The 16,629-nt window shown below is 59.4% G+C and carries 14 protein-coding genes; 3 read left to right on the plus strand and 11 right to left on the minus strand.

Features of this window, described 5'->3' with window-relative positions; translation table 11 throughout:
• Positions 1-78: 78 nt before the first annotated feature.
• The 5 genes from ACH2ED_RS16170 to ACH2ED_RS16190 form a co-directional block, all read right to left on the minus strand.
• Positions 79-3,060 carry a tetratricopeptide repeat protein gene (locus ACH2ED_RS16170; protein WP_395093288.1) on the minus strand — a complete coding sequence of 994 codons (2,982 nt, stop codon included), beginning with the start codon at positions 3,058-3,060 and terminating at the stop codon, positions 79-81.
• A 38-nt stretch (positions 3,061-3,098) separates the two neighbouring features.
• On the minus strand, positions 3,099-4,328 hold the full coding sequence (locus ACH2ED_RS16175) for a hypothetical protein (RefSeq protein WP_395093290.1): 1,230 nt from the start codon (positions 4,326-4,328) through the stop codon (positions 3,099-3,101).
• On the minus strand, positions 4,312-6,243 hold the full coding sequence (locus tag ACH2ED_RS16180; protein ID WP_395093293.1) for a PQQ-binding-like beta-propeller repeat protein: 1,932 nt from the start codon (positions 6,241-6,243) through the stop codon (positions 4,312-4,314). The genes ACH2ED_RS16175 and ACH2ED_RS16180 overlap by 17 nt, the downstream gene beginning before the upstream one ends.
• A 15-nt stretch (positions 6,244-6,258) precedes the next feature.
• Positions 6,259-7,956 (minus strand): hypothetical protein, encoded by a 1,698-nt coding sequence (locus ACH2ED_RS16185; protein WP_395093296.1) that lies wholly within the window; start codon positions 7,954-7,956, stop codon positions 6,259-6,261.
• 95 nt (positions 7,957-8,051) lie between these two features.
• Positions 8,052-9,362 carry an MFS transporter gene (locus ACH2ED_RS16190; RefSeq protein ID WP_395093299.1) on the minus strand — a complete coding sequence of 437 codons (1,311 nt, stop codon included), beginning with the start codon at positions 9,360-9,362 and terminating at the stop codon, positions 8,052-8,054.
• A 103-nt stretch (positions 9,363-9,465) separates the two neighbouring features.
• Between ACH2ED_RS16190 and ACH2ED_RS16195 the strand changes: the two genes are divergently transcribed.
• Genes ACH2ED_RS16195 through ACH2ED_RS16205 form a run of 3 tightly spaced genes read left to right on the plus strand, consistent with a single transcriptional unit; the run spans position 9,466 to position 12,724 of the window.
• The gene (locus tag ACH2ED_RS16195) at positions 9,466-9,999 is read left to right on the plus strand and encodes a hypothetical protein (RefSeq protein ID WP_395093302.1); all 534 of its coding nucleotides are present in this window, start codon (positions 9,466-9,468) and stop codon (positions 9,997-9,999) included.
• A complete protein-coding gene (locus ACH2ED_RS16200) occupies positions 9,996-11,459 on the plus strand; it encodes a DUF1800 domain-containing protein (protein ID WP_395093305.1) in 1,464 nt (487 codons plus the stop codon). Before ACH2ED_RS16195 ends, ACH2ED_RS16200 begins: the two co-directional genes overlap by 4 nt.
• A 20-nt stretch (positions 11,460-11,479) precedes the next feature.
• Positions 11,480-12,724, plus strand: a complete 1,245-nt coding sequence (locus tag ACH2ED_RS16205; protein WP_395093308.1) for a DUF1501 domain-containing protein — start codon at positions 11,480-11,482, stop codon at positions 12,722-12,724.
• Between the two features lie 10 nt (positions 12,725-12,734).
• On the opposite strand, the gene ACH2ED_RS16210 is transcribed toward ACH2ED_RS16205, so the two are convergent.
• Genes ACH2ED_RS16210 through ACH2ED_RS16235 form a run of 6 tightly spaced genes read right to left on the minus strand, consistent with a single transcriptional unit; the run spans position 12,735 to position 16,434 of the window.
• Complete coding sequence (locus tag ACH2ED_RS16210) at positions 12,735-13,154, minus strand: EamA family transporter (protein WP_395093310.1); 420 nt, start codon at positions 13,152-13,154, stop codon at positions 12,735-12,737.
• A gap of 3 nt (positions 13,155-13,157) precedes the next feature.
• Entirely contained in the window at positions 13,158-14,156 is a 999-nt protein-coding gene (locus ACH2ED_RS16215; protein ID WP_395093313.1) for an ROK family protein, read from the minus strand.
• 46 nt (positions 14,157-14,202) lie between these two features.
• Positions 14,203-14,379 carry a hypothetical protein gene (locus ACH2ED_RS16220; protein ID WP_395093315.1) on the minus strand — a complete coding sequence of 59 codons (177 nt, stop codon included), beginning with the start codon at positions 14,377-14,379 and terminating at the stop codon, positions 14,203-14,205.
• 23 nt (positions 14,380-14,402) lie between these two features.
• Positions 14,403-15,416: a Gfo/Idh/MocA family protein gene (locus ACH2ED_RS16225; RefSeq protein WP_395093318.1), complete on the minus strand. Its 1,014-nt coding sequence runs from the start codon at positions 15,414-15,416 to the stop codon at positions 14,403-14,405.
• Between the two features lie 42 nt (positions 15,417-15,458).
• Positions 15,459-15,923, minus strand: coding sequence for a PilZ domain-containing protein (locus ACH2ED_RS16230; protein ID WP_395093321.1), 465 nt, complete (start codon positions 15,921-15,923; stop codon positions 15,459-15,461).
• Between the two features lie 16 nt (positions 15,924-15,939).
• The gene (locus ACH2ED_RS16235) at positions 15,940-16,434 is read right to left on the minus strand and encodes a GNAT family N-acetyltransferase (protein WP_395093323.1); all 495 of its coding nucleotides are present in this window, start codon (positions 16,432-16,434) and stop codon (positions 15,940-15,942) included.
• Positions 16,435-16,629 lie beyond the last annotated feature (195 nt).

Genomic DNA, 16,629 nt, shown 5'->3' on the forward strand with positions numbered 1-16,629 from the left:
AGGAGATGAACTGCATTATAAGAGTCTAGCGTGACACTTCCGTGACAGCGACTAAAACAGGCTCGTTGTCGTTGCCAACTACGCTGGCATTACCGCTAGGATCTCCAGCGCACGGCCTGTAGCCTGCTCCAGAGTGAGCGAGGCGCAGGTGGACTCTCCTAAAGCAGCGCGCATCTGAATTTCTTGCTCCTCGCAGCCCTCCGGGTCTACTTCCCCGGCATCATGGGCCAATCGCCACGTAATGCTCGCCGTACGTAAGGCTACAGCATCCTGGCCGAGTAGAGTGTCTAAGTGGGTGGCGGCGTGGCAGAAAAATAAGTTGGTTGCACCGTCAAGCCCTGCGGCCATGCTGAAGGGATCATGCAGAAGTATCCGAAGACGGAGCGACTCTTGCCAGAGAGAGGCGGCTTTACTAAAGTCTCCCGCTTTCGTTGCCAGCCGGGCCAGGTTTCCCAGGCAGAGGGCACAAGCCCAAGTCTCCCCGAGCTCACGGAACGCTGCCAGCGATGCCTGGTAGTGAGAGCGGGCCTGTTCCGGTTCGCCTTGCTCAAGTGCCAGGGTTCCCAGGTCAACGCGTACATAAGCCAGTCCCGCGGGGCTATTCAGCCTGGCCATCAGTGCCTCAGCAGCCCGTAAGTGGTTCTGGCACGCTTCCCAGTCTTTACGCGCTAAGTAAGTAATGCCCAGTCGGTGGTGTGCGGTGGCAGCATCCGCTGTCTCGCCCGCTTGCTCCGCGAGTTGCAGGCTGCGCTGTTGGTACGCGAGGGCATTCCCAGGGTCTCCCTGAATGGTCGCCAGAACCCCGAGGCCGATCAGACAGGCGCACTGACCCGAAATATTCTCCGCACGCTCAAAGTGTTCCCGCGCCCGCTCGGTGAGGCGATGGCACTCTGTGTAGTCGGCGTGGTAGTGCGCAAAAATCCCGGCTAGTCCCAGCAGGGCACGCCCAAGACCTCGCTCGTCTCCACGCTCCTGGGCAAGCACACGTGCCGCACCGTGGTAACGCTCTGCTGCTTCGGCGTCGCAGAGACTGTAGCAAAGCCGCGCCACGGCGTGCAGCAGTTCCGCTTTTTGAGCAGGAGTGAGTTCCTGAGTAAGCACCCTCTCCAGCCAGCGCCGCCCTTCGTGCCAGTGGCCCTGCTGATCCCAGAAAGGGGCAAGCGCCTGGCAGAGAGCAACAGAGGTAGTGCTATGGCTGCTCTCTAGAGCCTGCTGGAAGTTGGCATACTCTCGTGCAAGCACTTTAGGATTCTTCTCTCGCTCTGCAAGTCGCAAAAAATAGATAGCTTGTCGCACGAGAAATACGTCTTTTTCAGGAGCCGTGAGTGAGGCTAGTCCGTAGACCCTGAGAGCCTCGTGCATCCCAAAACGTAGCTTGTCACCCTGCACCTGCGCGGTGATAAGCGAGCGATCCCGGAGGCTGGCAAGTCCGTCGCGGCCCACCCCGCAGATCTCCGCGGCGGCCTCAGGAAACCAGCCCCCTCGAAAGACAGAGAGAGCAAAAAACGCCAGGCGAAGCTCTGGGTTCAGGAGCTGGACACTCCAACGAATCGCGGCACTCAGCGAGCTGTGTCGCTCCTCCCCCTCAGTGCGCTCAGGAAGTGTGAGCAGCCCTTCGTCAAGCTGTGTGAGCATCTCCGAAGGCGTCAGGGCTGCACTCCACGCGGCAGCGAGCTCGATAGCGAGTGGGAATCCCTCTAGGCGTGCCACCAGAGCCTGAATCGCTTCGTGCTCCTGAGCTGTCGGGGAAAAGTTCGGCACGACACTTCGGGCGCGGTCCACAAAAAGCCCAACAGCATCGTCGTCCGAGAGGGCTCCCACAGCGACCAGAGTTTCGTCGGGTGTCCCGAGCCGTCGCCGAGTCGTAGTAAGAATCAACAGGTTTGGCATCTCGGCGAGAAGTACAGCCGCGATCTCCCCCGCCTCAAGTGCCACCTGCTCCAGATTATCGAGAACCAGAAGACAGCTTCCCGTGTGTAGCCGTGCCGCCATCTGAACAATAGGCGGAAGGCTGGCCGCTCTCGGTAGCTCCAGTGCCTGAAAAACTCCCTCCCAGACCTGCTCCAGCGTAGTCGCACTGGCCAGCGAAGCGAAGTACACCTCCTCCACGATCCCATGCGCAGCCAGCCGCCGGGCTGCCTCGATTGCCAGGCGTGTTTTACCGATTCCTCCAGGTCCAAAGAGCGTGAAGAGCCGCGCCCCTTCCGAGTCGCTCTTACCACCAGAGAGCCGCTGAATTAATGCCGCAAGCTCGTCGCGCCGCCCACGAAAGCGGCCACGTGAGAGGGGTAAGCGCACGGAACGCCGGGATGGAGTCGGCTCACTGATCGTACCCTCCTTGAGCCCCGCGACCAGAGCGCACGTCGCAGGCGAAGGCTTGGCCCCGAGCTGTTCGTCGAGCAGGCGCTCTAAATCCTCGAACTGCCGCCGCGCTTCTTGAGGCTGCCCTAGTTTCTTGAGGAGATGGATCAGCGCAACACGGTACTCCTCAGAGAGCGGGGCGGAAACGGTCGCACGACGGACGTAGTTCAAAGCGCTCTGTGACTCGCCCAGAGATTCGTGCCAGTGGGCCAGCGCCATGAGGGCTGCCCGTTGTTCGTCGGCAAGCCGGTCTCGTTCGGGGAAGATCCAGTCATCGTAGAGCCCCGGTAGCAGAGGGCCACCATAGCTGTCAACTGCCACACGGAGCTGCGCCACTTTTCCCCCATCGGTCAGTATCGGCGAGCGCGCACCGCGCAGCGTGTGTTCAAACACCTGGATATCCGTCTGTGCAAGCAAAGTGACAGTCATTTTGTCGGTTACGAGTGACTCACTCAGGTCTTTGCGTAGGGCGGAGAGAGCCGTGCGCAGGCTCATACGTCCCTGCTCCAGCTCGCTCTCTGGCCAGAAGCGTGCGATAAGTTCCTCACGCGACTGAGGTACCCGTGCATGAAACGCCAGATAGCCAAAGAGCGCGGCAGTTTTCTGTGTCCGAAAGTGAGTGATCGGGGGGCTGCCTGGCTGTGGCAACACCGCCGCAGTCAAGCTTCCCAGGAGAGTTACCTGAAGAAGCGTGTCCATCTAGCCTCAGATTCACCAGCCAGAGAGGTGCTTCCTGCTCACTTACCGGGAAACAGTACAATCGGTTTCACTCCAAAACGAGGCATGGGGCCGATATCACTGGGCAGAAAATCCACAGGTACCGACGGCTTCCAGTCCATCACGGTCATGTCATAGCCATCAGGTGAGCCTTTTAGAATCGTCCGTGCCCGTGTTAATGCCAGACGTAGCGGCACGATCTGTCCTGTCGGGGTCGTCAAGCGAGCCGTTGCGGAATAGACACCTGGGAAGATACCGCGCTGGGAAAACGGATACGTGCCATGGTCGCCCAGACGTAAGTTGATGGTCAGTACCCGTCCCACCGAGCCATCCACCATTGTCCCTTGTGGTGTCAGCGTGATCTGCAGTCGGGAGTCTGGTGGGTAGGCCGTGTTAACAAGCCCAGCGAGGGGCGGGGCGAATGTGTGCCCTCCTCCCATAATCTGCTCGGTTTGTCCACCGTCGAAGTTCAGACGCCCTCCGTAGTAGGCCGCGTTGTAGACTGTTTCAGTTTCTTCAGCAGCACCCGCTTTCTTAGCGGTCATCTTGAGCACGAAATCGCGTACGAGCCCACCCCGCAGATGATCAAGCCCAAGGCCATCGAGATCGTGTCTGGCGGGCGGGTTGAGTGCCTCCAGCTCAAAGTGGTAGGTGCGCCCCTGGTAGAGATAGGTGGCATACGCGGAGACCCGGTAAGACCCCGGTGGTACTTTGATCGCGTAGCTGCCCCCCGCGCCTTTGACATTGCCCTCGACGTTTTCAAAGTGGTTGACGATAAGCTTACCGTCCTGAAAACCAGAGTACCGCACCGTGATATTGGTGGCCGCGCCGCCCCGCTCATTGATAACCCGGCCCACGATCATCCCCGCTCTTGGAGCAATCGGCGAGAGCTTAATCATTTTGGCTTCTTGGGGCGCACGGACGGCAGCGACAGGTTTTACGGGGACAGCCACAGGCGCTGCCAGTGCGGGGGGGCGTGGCGGTGCTTTTGGCGTGCGCGTTGGATTCAGAAGCGCATCGGCCTCTTTTTCATAGAGGTCCGCCGCTTTGCCATAGGCCTTGGCGGCGGCACTACTATTCCCCTCAGCAGTGTAGGCCTTGGCAGCACTCGTGTAGGCATCACCCGCTTCGTGAAGCTTGCCCGCCGCGCTGAGTGTAGCGGCTTTGGTTTCGAGCGCCGAGCCACGGAGAACTTGGGCTACGATCGCAACACAATAAATCACATCAATCTCCTTAATGTATCGTGACAAGCTGAGTGTAGTTCAGCCCATTCGAGTTTGGGTCATTGGTGCTACGGAAGCTGTAGAGTGTCCCGTCTTTACCAATGATCGGGGCAAGATAGTACATCCCACCATTCCCCGAAGGATTCTCCGGGGTAATGCTCCATCTTATGCTGCCAGAGCTAGCATCTAGTGCAACGATCTGTGTGAAAGAGGCCATGCCGGTGTTGGTGCTTTGGGTAATGTCACGAGAGGCGTAGAGGGTGCCGTCCCCAGCGCTCGCGGCGGGCAAGACACCGGGCTGTCGCCAGAGAATAGCTCCCGTTGCTCCGTTCAGTGCGAGTATGCCCGGCTGTGCCCTTAGCTCGGAGCTGGCGATGTAGACCGTACCCGTGCGGCTGAGAACGACTTTGTTCTGGTTCACCGTGACGTCCTCGGTAGACAGCCACTTCACGGTTCCGGTCGAGGGCTCCAGGGCAACAAGGCGATAGGCGTAGTTCCCTTGTGGGACGATGGCATAGACGGTTCCATCCGGCCCGACACCGACATAGGTCGCGAAGACACCTGTGGCCCCCACTCCAAACGCCGTCTCCCATTTCTTGGTGCCATCGGTGGGATTCAGCGCCGCAATTCCCGCATCCGTGACGACATAGGCCGTCCCGTCTAGCCCAACTGCTGGTTTCTTACTGGCTTTATAAACTCCGGTGCTAACCGTAGTCTGCCAGCGCTTCGAACCCGACGTGGCATCGAGGGCATGGAGCACGCCATCGATCACGATATAGAAAGCGCCGTCTGCGGTAAGGGTTGGTGGCGCAATGTCATATCCTGGAACCGTGTAGGTCCAAGAGTGACTTCCTTTTCCGTGCGTGTAGGCGTTGCCATCGTAGCCTGCATCCACGGTGTAGAAGCCACCGTCTGCGCCGTAGGTGGGCCAGTAAGCGCCCCACTCGCCCGAAAATCCAACCTTGTTACCACTGGGGGTAAACTGGTAGACACCAATATTGGGAATCCAGTTGTTGTCGCCGTGGAAGGCAAGGGTTCCTGTCGGCCCCTCGACAATCGTGCGAGCTCTGGTGAGATAGAGATAGTTATCGAACTGCCCCCCGACCTCTGCGGGAAGCGGGAACATGCCAGCGAGCGTGCCGCTGACGGCAGGCGCTGCGCTGCTGGAGCTGTTCTGGGCATCGCCCATGGCCTGCGCCCAGCCAAGCGTGCCAACAACCCTAATATTGACCGTCGTCTGCTTCCCGCTCTCCGTTTCCGTCACGTGTAGCGTCGTCAGTCCCACGGAGCCTGCTGTGACACTCGCGGCATCCTCCGTCGGTGAGATCGCACAGACCGTGCTGGAGGCCGTTGCCCAGCTCCAGCGCTTCGGGTCGGTGAGCACCAAGTTGTTGTCTGCATCCAGCGCCGTGGCCGTCAGCGAGTCGCTCGCCCCTGGTGAGAGTATCACGGTCAGGGGCGGGTCTTCCCCACGGGTGAGACTCACCGCACGCTGCCCGTTCTTGCGTGTCACCCGAACCTGGGTAATGGTCGTGCCCAGCGTCACACTAACACTTCCCGTCACGCCCACGGTGACCGCCACGTCCTGAGCGCCCGTCGCCTGCGCCGTTCCCGTGGCGTTGACCTCGGGAAAGGCCGTGGCCGCGATATGCAGCGTCCCGACCGGCACCTCCTCAATACGTGTGTTCGTGAGCGAATTTCCCACAGGCCGAGCAACGATCACGTCTTTGATGCGCGTCGTGCCCGCACTCACGGTGATGAGGATGCTCTGCGCCTTAGTCGGAATGGCGCGTGATCCCACTTCGGGCCATTTAATATTGATCTGAAGGGCGGCGCGACCCACCGCCTGTGCCTGGGGCGTTTGTATGCTCCTGCCCCCACCACAGCCTGCCAGAGCGAGTGCCAGTAGCGCAAGTACCCCACTGATTGATGTTGATTTCATGATTCTCACCCTTTCCTAATTCACTCCGACATCGAGCGAGGTACTCTGGATGCTGACAGTGCCTTTCACGGATGCCTTCGCGCCCGTGCGGTCGTTTTGTGAGGCCACAAGATCGGCAAGCGAGGGGAGCAACGAGGCGAGAGACCGGGTCGTCATGTAGGCCCGGTAGCCAGCGTTGGTACCGCCATGGATACCTTTCAGATACAGCGACTGGTCCGCGTTCACCCCCCGGGCGATAAGATTGGGCGAGAGAATCTGAATATCAACCACATCGGAGTGATTTACGTTGGTCGGCGGGTACTTAAAAAACGGGAAATTCATGGATTTGGTTCCCATCCACTCACCTGGAGGCGAAACACCCGCGGCGAGGTTCCAGAGAGAGTCTGTGATCGAGATCATCCTAGCCGTAAAGAGATCGTAGAGGGGGTTTCCCTCCGCCTTAAGCTTCGCAACGTAGGCCTTGAGCCGAGGAACCTTCACCTCGAGCACCGAGAGAACCAGCTCGCCCATGCCCGCTAAAGTGAAGTTAACACCGCCGGTGGACTGTGTGACGACAAAGACGTTCAACGACGTTGGTGTGTTGATAGGGATATCGACCGCCGGATCGTTGTTGTGCCGGTTTACCCCTTTAACAACCACGTAGAAATCCGAAATCAGCCCCGGCATCACACTTGATATCACCGAGATTACCTTACCTCCGAGGCCGATAATGACATCTGCGAGGAAGATCGCTGGCAGTAGCTCTGGCTGCACTGCGATTGCCATAGCCTGCACAATGATCATCCCAGCAGTGTAGATGATATTGACTAAGTTTGCGCCCGGTGAGTTGGTGACTGCCTGGAGCAACTTCTGCACCTGTAGCGTGAGAACGATTCGTTTTGCCGTGTCCACTTTTGTCCAGTCAATGCCCAGTGACCGAAAGCTCGACCGAAGATCACGGCCTCGTCCACGGGATACCAGGGCTTCGGGGGCAACTTCTGCAATAGCGTTTTGGAAGGTCTGAGCAAGATCTGACATCCCAGAGAGCACGGGGCCCTGAGCGAGAAGCGCATCAATGAGCTCTTTGGGTAGCTTCTGACCAGGGGTAACTGTGGAGGTGCCGTTCATCAGAGCTTGCAGGGAGTTGGGGTTTTCCGGGCCGTTCATCGCATCCTGATAGAACGCCATGAAGGCTGCGCCTTGAATGAGGGCGGCGCTGTCCAGCACGGGATTATCGGCGAAAAGAGGCAGAATGCCCTTGGTCAGGAAGTCCTGAAAGAAGCCGCCAAAGGCCGCAAACTCTGCAATAATGGTATCGGTGGTTCCGGGAGCCGCAACGAGTGCCTCGACTGTGAAGGTGTTCTGCGCTGGCTTTGGTGTGCCTGTACCGAGCTGAACCGTGACGGCGACCGGCCCGTCGGGCGGAGTGTGGGCTGTCCCCCCCGCAGCAAGAAAGGGGGGCACCAGAACCCGCATCCCTCCCGCCTCATCCCAGGAGTGGATAATCGCGGGAACCTCACCAAATAAAACGCTCGCACCGTCGTTTTCCGTTAGCGTGAGCCCAGTAAGCTGGACAACTGCCCCTGGCGCAGCGCGGCTTGGTGTTACCGTGAAGTTGGTGAGGCCACCCCCGCCACTACCTCCGCCGCCCCCACAGCCCGTCAGAAGATAGCCCGTGGCACCGCTTCCCACGGCAAGCAAAACCGCCCGCCGCGAGAGTAGAGTTGTTGTCATTTTTGCTGTCCTTATCTCCCACTCGATTTTGGGGACAAGTAGCAGTATAGGAGCCTAGCGTGACATTTCCGTGACAGCGTACGTTTCCGCGCGAACTACGCGTCGGAGCCTGTTGGATTTCTCTCCAGTTTCTTTGTCACAAACGCGGCGAGCAAACCTCCCGCCATGACAAAGCTTGCCAAGAGGAGCAGGCTGGGCAGAAAGTCATTACCGTCCGCTTTCACTTTCCCAAAGAGCTTTGGCCCGGCAAAACCCGCAAGATTCCCCACCGAGTTAATGAGCGCCAGTCCTGCCGCAATATAGGTGCCACGCAGAAATTGCGGTGGCACCGCCCAGAACGGCCCGAGCGTGGACCACATCCCCGCCGCCGCCACCGAGAGGCAGACGAGCGAGCCCCAGAGTGGCATGAACACTTGACCGGAGAGTGCCAGTCCCACGGAGCCGACAATTGCAGGAACGGCGATATGCCAGCGCCGCTCGCCGGTCTTGTCCGAGTGCCAGGCATTGGCAACCATCGCAATCCCCGCAGTGAAGTAGGGAATCGCCGTGAGCTGGCCGACCAGAGTGTTATTGCCGCCACTCATTGACTTCAGAAGCTGTGGGAGCCACATCGTGATCCCGTACATTCCAAAGACTAGGAAAAAATAGACACCACACCACATCCAGACCCGTGGATCACGGACGAGTGTCTTCAGAACCGCGCTATCGTGGCTTTCCTCAACGGAGGTCGGCGTGCCAAACTCTTTCTCCTCGACGCGCAGTCGCTCCTCGATCACATAGCGCTCGTCATCGGAGAGCCACTTGGCATCTTTGGGGCCATTGGGTAAGTAGAGAAGAACCACAAAACCGATTAGCGTCGCCGGAACGCCTTCCAGCACGAAGAGCCACTGCCACGGAGCCAGAGTGGGAAGATTCTTGGCCTTGTCCAGAATCCAGCCCGAGAGCGGCCCACCAAACGTAAGCGCGACGGCATTTGCAGTCATGAACAACGCCACAACCCGTGCCCGCTCTTTTCGGGTGAACCAGAACGTGAGATAGAGTAAGACACCCGGGAAGAAACCCGCCTCAGCAACCCCCAGCATAAATCGAAAAAAGTAGAAAGTGAGAACACTGTTAGACAGTGCCATCATTGCGGAGATCAGCCCCCAGGTAATCATGATCCGCGTGATCCATAGGCGCGCCCCGACTTTTCGCAGAATCAAATTCGAGGGCACTTCAAAAAGAAAGTAGCCAAAAAAGAAGATTCCCGCCCCGCTGGCAAAAATGGCGTCACTGAACCACGACACCTCCTTCATCTCCAGCTTGGCAAAACCGACATTAACACGATCAATATAGGCGATGACATAGAGAAAGAAGAGAAAAGGGATCAGCCGGAAAGCGGCTTTGCGAACGGCAGGATGTTCCATGTGAGCCTAGTTCGACAGAGGTCTGTGAAAAACCTCCCCCAGGGATCTGCAACAAACGGATTACACAGGGTATCCTCACCACAAAGCAACGGAGGTTAGATTAATGACAAATGGGGACGTACTCGCCTACATCTCTGTGATTCTTACGATTCTGGTAACCCTATGGGCCGCGATTCTGGCCGTGGGGTTGGTGTTCGCCGCGAAGACCCAGCACGCCGCGCAGCGGCTGGAACAAGCGCCGGGCCGCGCGATCGGGGTGGGCATCGGGCTGGCACTCGGGGGCATCGGGCTGGGAGTGGCGCTCCTTAATAGCAAGAATGGCCTCTTGATGCTGATCGGCTGGGTGCTTCTGGCTCTGACACTCTGTCTCGCGATGGTCGGCAGTGCGGGTCTGGCGCGGGTAGTGAGCGCTAGGATGCAGAACATGGCCCCGACTCAGAGTGCCCTGGCGCTGCTGGCACGCGGCGGGGCACTGCTCATCGCCGCAGGGGCGCTACCTGCCGTGGGTTGGGTTTTGTTGTTCCCCCTACAGCTCTTCGCCTCGCTCGGAGCCGGGTTTCAGGCACTCACGGCCCGCGAGCGCCGCGCCTACGAACAGCCCGTCGTGCAGGCGCAAGCACAGACCAATCCCCAATGAAACGACGGGAGCTACTGGTGGGGGTAGGTGTTGCAGGGGCGGCGCTCACGGGCTGTCAATCCCGAGGCGAAGGGCCGATTCGTGAGGCGCTACGCAGTGTGCGTGACCCACGACCTCATATCCCCCGGCCGCCCATGCGGCCCATTGGCGACTCCAAGTTCCTCAACCGGGCTGCCTTCGGGCCGTCCGTCGCGGATTTAGAGCGGGTAAGCACTCTGGGCAACGCAGGCTGGCTCGCCGAGCAGCTCAAGGCTCCAGTGCATGATGAGGAGGAGTCGGTGGCACTGCGCTGGCGGCTTAATGGGCTGGAGGTCTTCCGCACCCCCGCCTATGAGCTGCGAGACATGCCCCAAAAATCCGTGATGGAGCAGCTCTCCCGAGGCGCGATTCTGCGGGCGACCTACTCCAAGTGGCAGCTCCGCGAGCGCCTCTGTGACTTTTGGGCAAACCACCTGAATATCTACGCCCGCAAGGTCTACTCCGCGCCAAGCCGACCTGGTGTTGCTGCGGAGCTGATGTATCTCCTGCCCACCGACCTTAAGAAGGTCGTACGTGAGAACGCACTGGGCTCGGTCAAGAAAATGATCCAGGCATCTATGCAGTCGGCGGCGATGCTGGGCTATCTGGATCAGCAAGTCAGTGATGCGAAACACCCCAATGAGAACTACGCACGTGAGCTTTTAGAGCTGCACACGCTGGGCGTGGACGGTGGCTACACGCAGCGCGATATTATGGAAGTCGCGCGCTGCCTGACCGGATGGACTATCGAGGATCGGTTTATGTCGGGCTGGAAGCTCACCGACGGCATTTCGCATCACGAGATGGGGGGGGCCTACTTCGATCCGAAGCGCCACGACAACGGCGCGAAAGTGGTGCTCGGCGAGAAAATTCCTGCGGGGGGCGATGAAAAAGACGCGGCGCAGGTGTTGGATATTATTGCCAAACATTCCTCGACAGCACGGTTTATTTCCCGGAAACTCGTGCGCTACTTCTACGGTGAAGACGAGCACAGTGCGGCGCTCACCGCGAAAGTGGCCGCGAGCTACGCGGAATCCAGCGGCGCGATCCCAGCCATGGTACAGGCGCTCCTCACGGCACCCGAGTTTGAGCACGCCCCCCCGATCCTGAAGCGCCCATTTGACTTCACAGTCTCGGCGCTACGGGCTACCAACGCGCTCACCGATGGCAGTAAGGGTGTCCAGGATCATCTGACTCGCATGGGCCAGCCGCTCTACGAGTGGCCCATGCCCAATGGCTACCCCGAGAAGACCCAGGCGTGGACCGGCTCGCTACTTGCCCGCTGGAACTTCGCGATTGCCCTAACTGCAGGTGGGGTAGGCGCAACCCAGATAGACAAAGACACGGCGGCGGCACTGCTTGGCCCCCTGCCCGAGTTTTCCGGCACGCCCGAGGAGCGCCTCGCACTTGCCCTCGCATTGCCCGAGTTTCAGTGGAAATAGCGGAGAGAGTGGAGAGTACGATGAGTGATAGTCTCTGGGGATTGTGTGAAGATAGCGGTGTCGGTGCCAGCAGCCGACGGAACCTGATCGGCGGCGCCCTGGCTGCCGCGATTGTCGCGTGGGCGGGGCGCTCGGCACTGGCGCAGCTCACTGTGGGCAAGACACACCGCAAGCCACTGATCACCATTTTTTTGCGGGGCGCAATGGATGGCCTCACCGCACTTGCTCCGATTGGTGATGACGACTACTTTAAAAATCGCCCGACAATCAAAGTTTCCAACGCGCTCAAGCTCGACGGTTTCTTCGGGCTCCACCCTGCGCTGGGTGCCCTGCATCCGCTCTATCTGGAGGGGAAACTCGCGCCACTTCATGCCGTGGGCTCACTCGACCAGAGCCGCTCGCATTTTGAGGCGATGGCAGTGATGGAGCGGGGCGCAGCGAGCGACCCGGCGACGATACCCTCGGGCTGGGTGGCACGCTATCTGATGGCCCTCCCTGATGATAACCCATCGCCACTTCGGGGGGTTGCCTTCAACACCATCATGCCAGATATCCTGCGGGGAGCGACCAGCGCAATGGCGATCAATGAGCTGAGCGACCTAAAACTCAATGCCACACCGAGCCTTCGCGGGGCACTCGAAGGGCTCTATGCACACGGCGAAGATGCGGCGGCAATTGCGGGCAGAGAGACATTAGAAGTTCTGACGATTCTGGAGAAGCTCGATCCGAAGCGCTATGTTCCTGGTGGCGGCGCGAAGTATCCCGTGTCGAACCTGGGAAATGGCCTACGACAGACTGCTATGCTGCTCAAGGCTGGAGTCGGGGTAGAAACGGCCTGTCTGGACCGTGGTGGCTGGGATACGCATGTCGGGCAGAACACCCCCTATCTCGCGCAGCAGCTCCAGGATCTCGGAGACTCTCTCGGTGCATTTACTAAAGATCTGGGCTCCCAGCTCGACGATGTCACGATTGTCGTGATGACCGAGTTCGGGCGACGTGTTGCTGAAAATAGTGGCCTCGGCACGGATCACGGGCGGGCGAGCGCCTGGTTTGTGGCGGGCGGGGGGGTCAAAGGCGGTAAGGTCTACGCACGCTGGCCTGGCCTGAAAGACGAACAGCTCGAAGCTCCAGGTGATCTAAAAGTGACCATGGACTATCGGGATGTCTTGACGGAGATCGCCGCACGTCAGCTTGGGGGGGATAAAGCTGCCGCGCTCTTCCCCAGTGCTCCCGGAAAGCTCCCCGGGCTGTTCGGGCCTGCATAACTCCAAAAAATCACCCTTTAAGAGTTAGAAGCACCCCAGCAACAATAAGAGCACAGCCCGCCGCCAGCGGCCAAGTGAGCTTTTCGCGCAGAAAAACAACAGCAAGGATCGCCGCGAGCACAAAACTGAGCTTGTCAATGGGGGCGACTTTAGAGACGGGGCCAAGTGCCAGTGCCTTAAAGTAGCACATCCACGAGGCTCCCGTGGCAAGACCAGAAAGAACCAGAAAGAGAACGGTCTTTTGTGGGAGCTCAGTAAGACCCTTTGCCTCGCCACGCACGAGCACCAGCGCCCATGCCGCCACCAGAACCACCGTCGTACGAACTGCCATCGCAAGATTAGAGGGAATTCCCTGGATGCCAATTTTTGCGAGAATCGCAGTCGTGGCCGCGAAGCAGGCCGAGAGAAGGGCCCAGCCTGCCCAGCTCACCAGTTAAACCGCGCTCTCTAGTGCATCGAACACGAGCCCAGCGCCCCCGTAGATACCCGCATCGTCGCCCAGCTCCGCGGCGATAATCGGGCAGTCTTTGATCAGTGTGCTCGACGCGTTTGCCCAGGCGGTGCGCCGGATCGTCTCAAAGAGCAGCTCACCTGCACCCGCGACGCCGCCGCCAATCACGATCTTTTCCGGGTTGAGGAGCATCACAACCGACGTGACCCCTAAACCAATGTAGTAGCCGGTCTCTTCCAGAACTTCCAGCGCAACCGCATCGCCCTCTTGTGCGGCATCGGCGATATCCTTGGGCGTGATGCGGTGCCAGTCGTAGGCACAGCGCTCGGCGAGAGTGCTCTTGCGCCCCTGGCAGAGCTTGCGCGAGGCGCGCTCACAGATCGCCGCGATCTGGGCCATGGACTCCAGGCTCCCGTAGGCCGCTGCCCCGCCACGCTCGCCTGCGGCCACAATAATATGCCCCAGCTCGCCCGCACCGCCCGTGAAGCCCGTCCAGAGCTTACCGTCTAAGATCAGTCCCCCCCCCACCCCGGTGCCAAGGGTGAACATCACCATCGTGCGCGTGCCACGCCCCGCACCGAAGCGAAACTCCCCGAGAGCCGCAACATTGGCATCGTTACCCATCAGAACCGGAAGCCCCGTTGCCTCAGCGATAGGATCGCCTAGTTCGATATTGCGATAGGGGAAGCCATCTTCGTAAAAATTCGGAGCCCAGAGAACGCGCTTGCCCGCGGGATCAATGTGCCCGGGCACACCAATTCCCAACCCACCAATATCAGCTCTTATGATGCCAGCCTCAGTAATGGCTTCGTCCACGGCTTGCTTGATCTGTCCGATGGTTCGTGCCGAGCCTTCCAGGGCAAGCGAAGGACGCTTCCCATGCCCGAGCATCTTACCGTCGCGATCCAGCACCGCGGCACGAATATTAGTTCCACCCAGATCCGCTCCTACCACAAAGCGGGCGTCCCGATTCCAACTCAAAGTTCCTTGCCTCCCCAAATTACCAGGTCAGTATAGCACGCCAACTCTATTTTCCGCTGGTGAGCGCGTCGTTTTCCGCGACACGTTTCTGCGTCTCTTTCTGGAGTGCCTCTGCCTGGTCAATCGTCCGACCCGCCGTTTTCCCGGCTTCCTGTGGCGTTGCGTCTTTCGCACAGCCTCCCAAAAACAACAGAACACTTGAGAATAAAATAATAGATCGCATGCCCAGATGGTCGGCAGAAGTGCCTATTTCCTGAAGCGTGTCGCCAGTGCTGCCTCCGTTGCGCGGCGGGCGATACGGGTAACACGCAGGCCCTCCCGCGCTGAGGGCAGGGAGCCGAGCTTGCCCGTGTAGAGTGCATCGCGCCAGGCGGCGTACATCCCGTGGAAGTCTTTTTCACTCCCGCCCGGCAGTTGCAGTGTGCCCTGAGAGTTGCGCACCTCGAAGAACCAGCCGTCGCGGACGTAGCGGATAATACCGTCGGTGCCGATTAGCTCGTAGGTAAAAAGGTCCACGGGGTTCTGCGCGGTGTGGGCGTAGGAGTAGCTGATCTCAATACACGTGTGGCAGTTGCTCGCGTGGTCCATGTGCAGCCACATGTGCCCCGGTGCATCGTGTTCCTCCACCCACGAGGCGGCGGCTTGCTGACGAATAATCTCCGAGCCGGTCCACCAGAGCGCCAGATCAATCTGGTGTACGCCACAGTCCACCATCGGACCGCCCTCTTCAAAGCGCCCAATTCGTCGCGACGACTCAAAACGGTTCCCGTGCTCGTCCCGTTCCCACTTGCCATGTAGGTTCCACAGATAGATTAGACGCATCGAGCGTACTTCGCCGATCCAGCGCTCGTCCACCATTTGTTTGATCTTCTGCGCCACGGGGCTAAAGCGATAGCAGAGCGCGGTGGCAAAGAGAATCCCGGCCCCCTCGGCGATCCCGATCATCTGCTCGATCTCGCTCTCCGTCATGGCAAGAGGCTTCTCGCACAGTACATGAAGCCCGTGCTGGGCCGCGCCGCGCAGGTTCTCCAGATGAAACGGGGCGGGCGACGTGATCGAGACGGCATCAAGCCCCGAGCGCCAGAATGCATCAATGTCGGTAAAGGCCTGCGCCTCCGGGTAGCGCGAGGCAAGTCGTGCGAGCGCCTCGGGATTCGGATCGTAGAGAGCGGCCAGCGTCAGGCCGTCTGTCTGGGCGATGGCGTGGGAGTGCCCGTAGTCGGCAACGACTCCGCAGCCGAGAATTCCAATTCGTTTCATAGTATTTCCTAGTTGTCCCCCCGCGGAGCGGGGGTTAGGGGGTCAGCTCACGGCGTGGCGGGCAAGTAAGGCATCAATCAATCCACCCGACCAGTTCTCGCGCTCGTCTTCGTCGCGGAACTCAAAGCGAATCCCTGCACGACCATCATTATCTTTCCACATCACATCACAGAGCACCAGAACAGCCTGTGTGGAGGGCGCTTTGAGGCGAGCGGGCGTGGGGCCATCGGCAAACGGCAGGAGGCTATTCAGACGTGCGCCCCCCACTCCCATGTCTAAAACATCGGCGTCGTGCCAGTCCGCACTATCGTGTAGCTCCAGGGTGACCCCCTCAGGGAGCGGCCAGCGGCGGAACTCACGGCGGCGTGCACCCTGCTGGTCTGACTTGGGGCGGCGAAACGGCTCCATGGTGCGTAGACGATCCAAAAGGGCCATGGCCTCGTCTTGGCGGCGCAGGATGGCCTCCACATCATCGGGAATCTCTATCTCTTCGTCATCAAATTGCATGGTTGTATTATCGTCTTTAACGAGTGCCTTCTTCACCATCGGAATCGAGCATATCCACATAGATTCCCGGCTCAGAGCCCTCAATCACGGTCGCACCACAACATTTCTCATAAAATGCCACAGGCCCCGCCCCCGCAATGATACCGTACCCGTAGCCCATTTCCTTGAGCCCGTGGAGCGCGGAGAGTAAGAGGGCGGCGCCTATTCCTCGTCCACGAAACGTCGGCTCCACACCCGTCGGACCAAAAAAGCCACGCATCGTGGCGTCCACGCAAGCAAACCCAATCACTTTCTGCTCCGAAATCGCGATCCAGCAGGTAATGGGCTGACGCGCAAATCCGGCTTCGGTCTCGTCGGCCCAGCTCTCGGAAAAAGTACGGGCGATAAAGCGGCGCGTGCGCGAGAGATCAAAAGGAAAAGCGCGGCGCACAACAATCCCCTCAGCACGCAGCCGTGTAAGTTCGTCTTCGACGGCGGCTAGCTTATAGAGTGGTACAAGTAAGTCAGGCATGAAGAATTGTACCTGAACTGGGGGTGACGGGAGCGTGGGATGATTATAGGCGTAACGGGCATTGAAAACCTGCAACGCACTCGAGACAAGGCGAGGCACAGGGCGAGCGCATCTAAATTCTGGGGATTATTTTGGGCCATAATAATGCATGGCCGACTCCAAAAAACGAAAAACACTTGCACTGATTTTCGTAGA

Source organism: Armatimonas sp. (assembly GCF_043757465.1).
GTDB lineage: Bacteria > Armatimonadota > Armatimonadia > Armatimonadales > Armatimonadaceae > Armatimonas.

Bases quoted from the DNA above. Each gene is read 5' to 3' on its own strand.
- ACH2ED_RS16170 (WP_395093288.1), bottom strand. From the start codon at position 3,060: ATGGACACGCTTCTTCAGGTAACTCTCCTGGGAAGCTTGACTGCGGCG.
- ACH2ED_RS16180 (WP_395093293.1), bottom strand. From the start codon at position 6,243: ATGAAATCAACATCAATCAGTGGGGTACTTGCGCTACTGGCACTCGCT.
- ACH2ED_RS16185 (WP_395093296.1), bottom strand. From the start codon at position 7,956: ATGACAACAACTCTACTCTCGCGGCGGGCGGTTTTGCTTGCCGTGGGA.
- ACH2ED_RS16190 (WP_395093299.1), bottom strand. From the start codon at position 9,362: ATGGAACATCCTGCCGTTCGCAAAGCCGCTTTCCGGCTGATCCCTTTT.
- ACH2ED_RS16195 (WP_395093302.1), top strand. From the start codon at position 9,466: ATGACAAATGGGGACGTACTCGCCTACATCTCTGTGATTCTTACGATT.
- ACH2ED_RS16200 (WP_395093305.1), top strand. From the start codon at position 9,996: ATGAAACGACGGGAGCTACTGGTGGGGGTAGGTGTTGCAGGGGCGGCG.
- ACH2ED_RS16205 (WP_395093308.1), top strand. From the start codon at position 11,480: ATGAGTGATAGTCTCTGGGGATTGTGTGAAGATAGCGGTGTCGGTGCC.
- ACH2ED_RS16220 (WP_395093315.1), bottom strand. From the start codon at position 14,379: ATGCGATCTATTATTTTATTCTCAAGTGTTCTGTTGTTTTTGGGAGGC.
- ACH2ED_RS16225 (WP_395093318.1), bottom strand. From the start codon at position 15,416: ATGAAACGAATTGGAATTCTCGGCTGCGGAGTCGTTGCCGACTACGGG.
- ACH2ED_RS16230 (WP_395093321.1), bottom strand. From the start codon at position 15,923: ATGCAATTTGATGACGAAGAGATAGAGATTCCCGATGATGTGGAGGCC.
- ACH2ED_RS16235 (WP_395093323.1), bottom strand. From the start codon at position 16,434: ATGCCTGACTTACTTGTACCACTCTATAAGCTAGCCGCCGTCGAAGAC.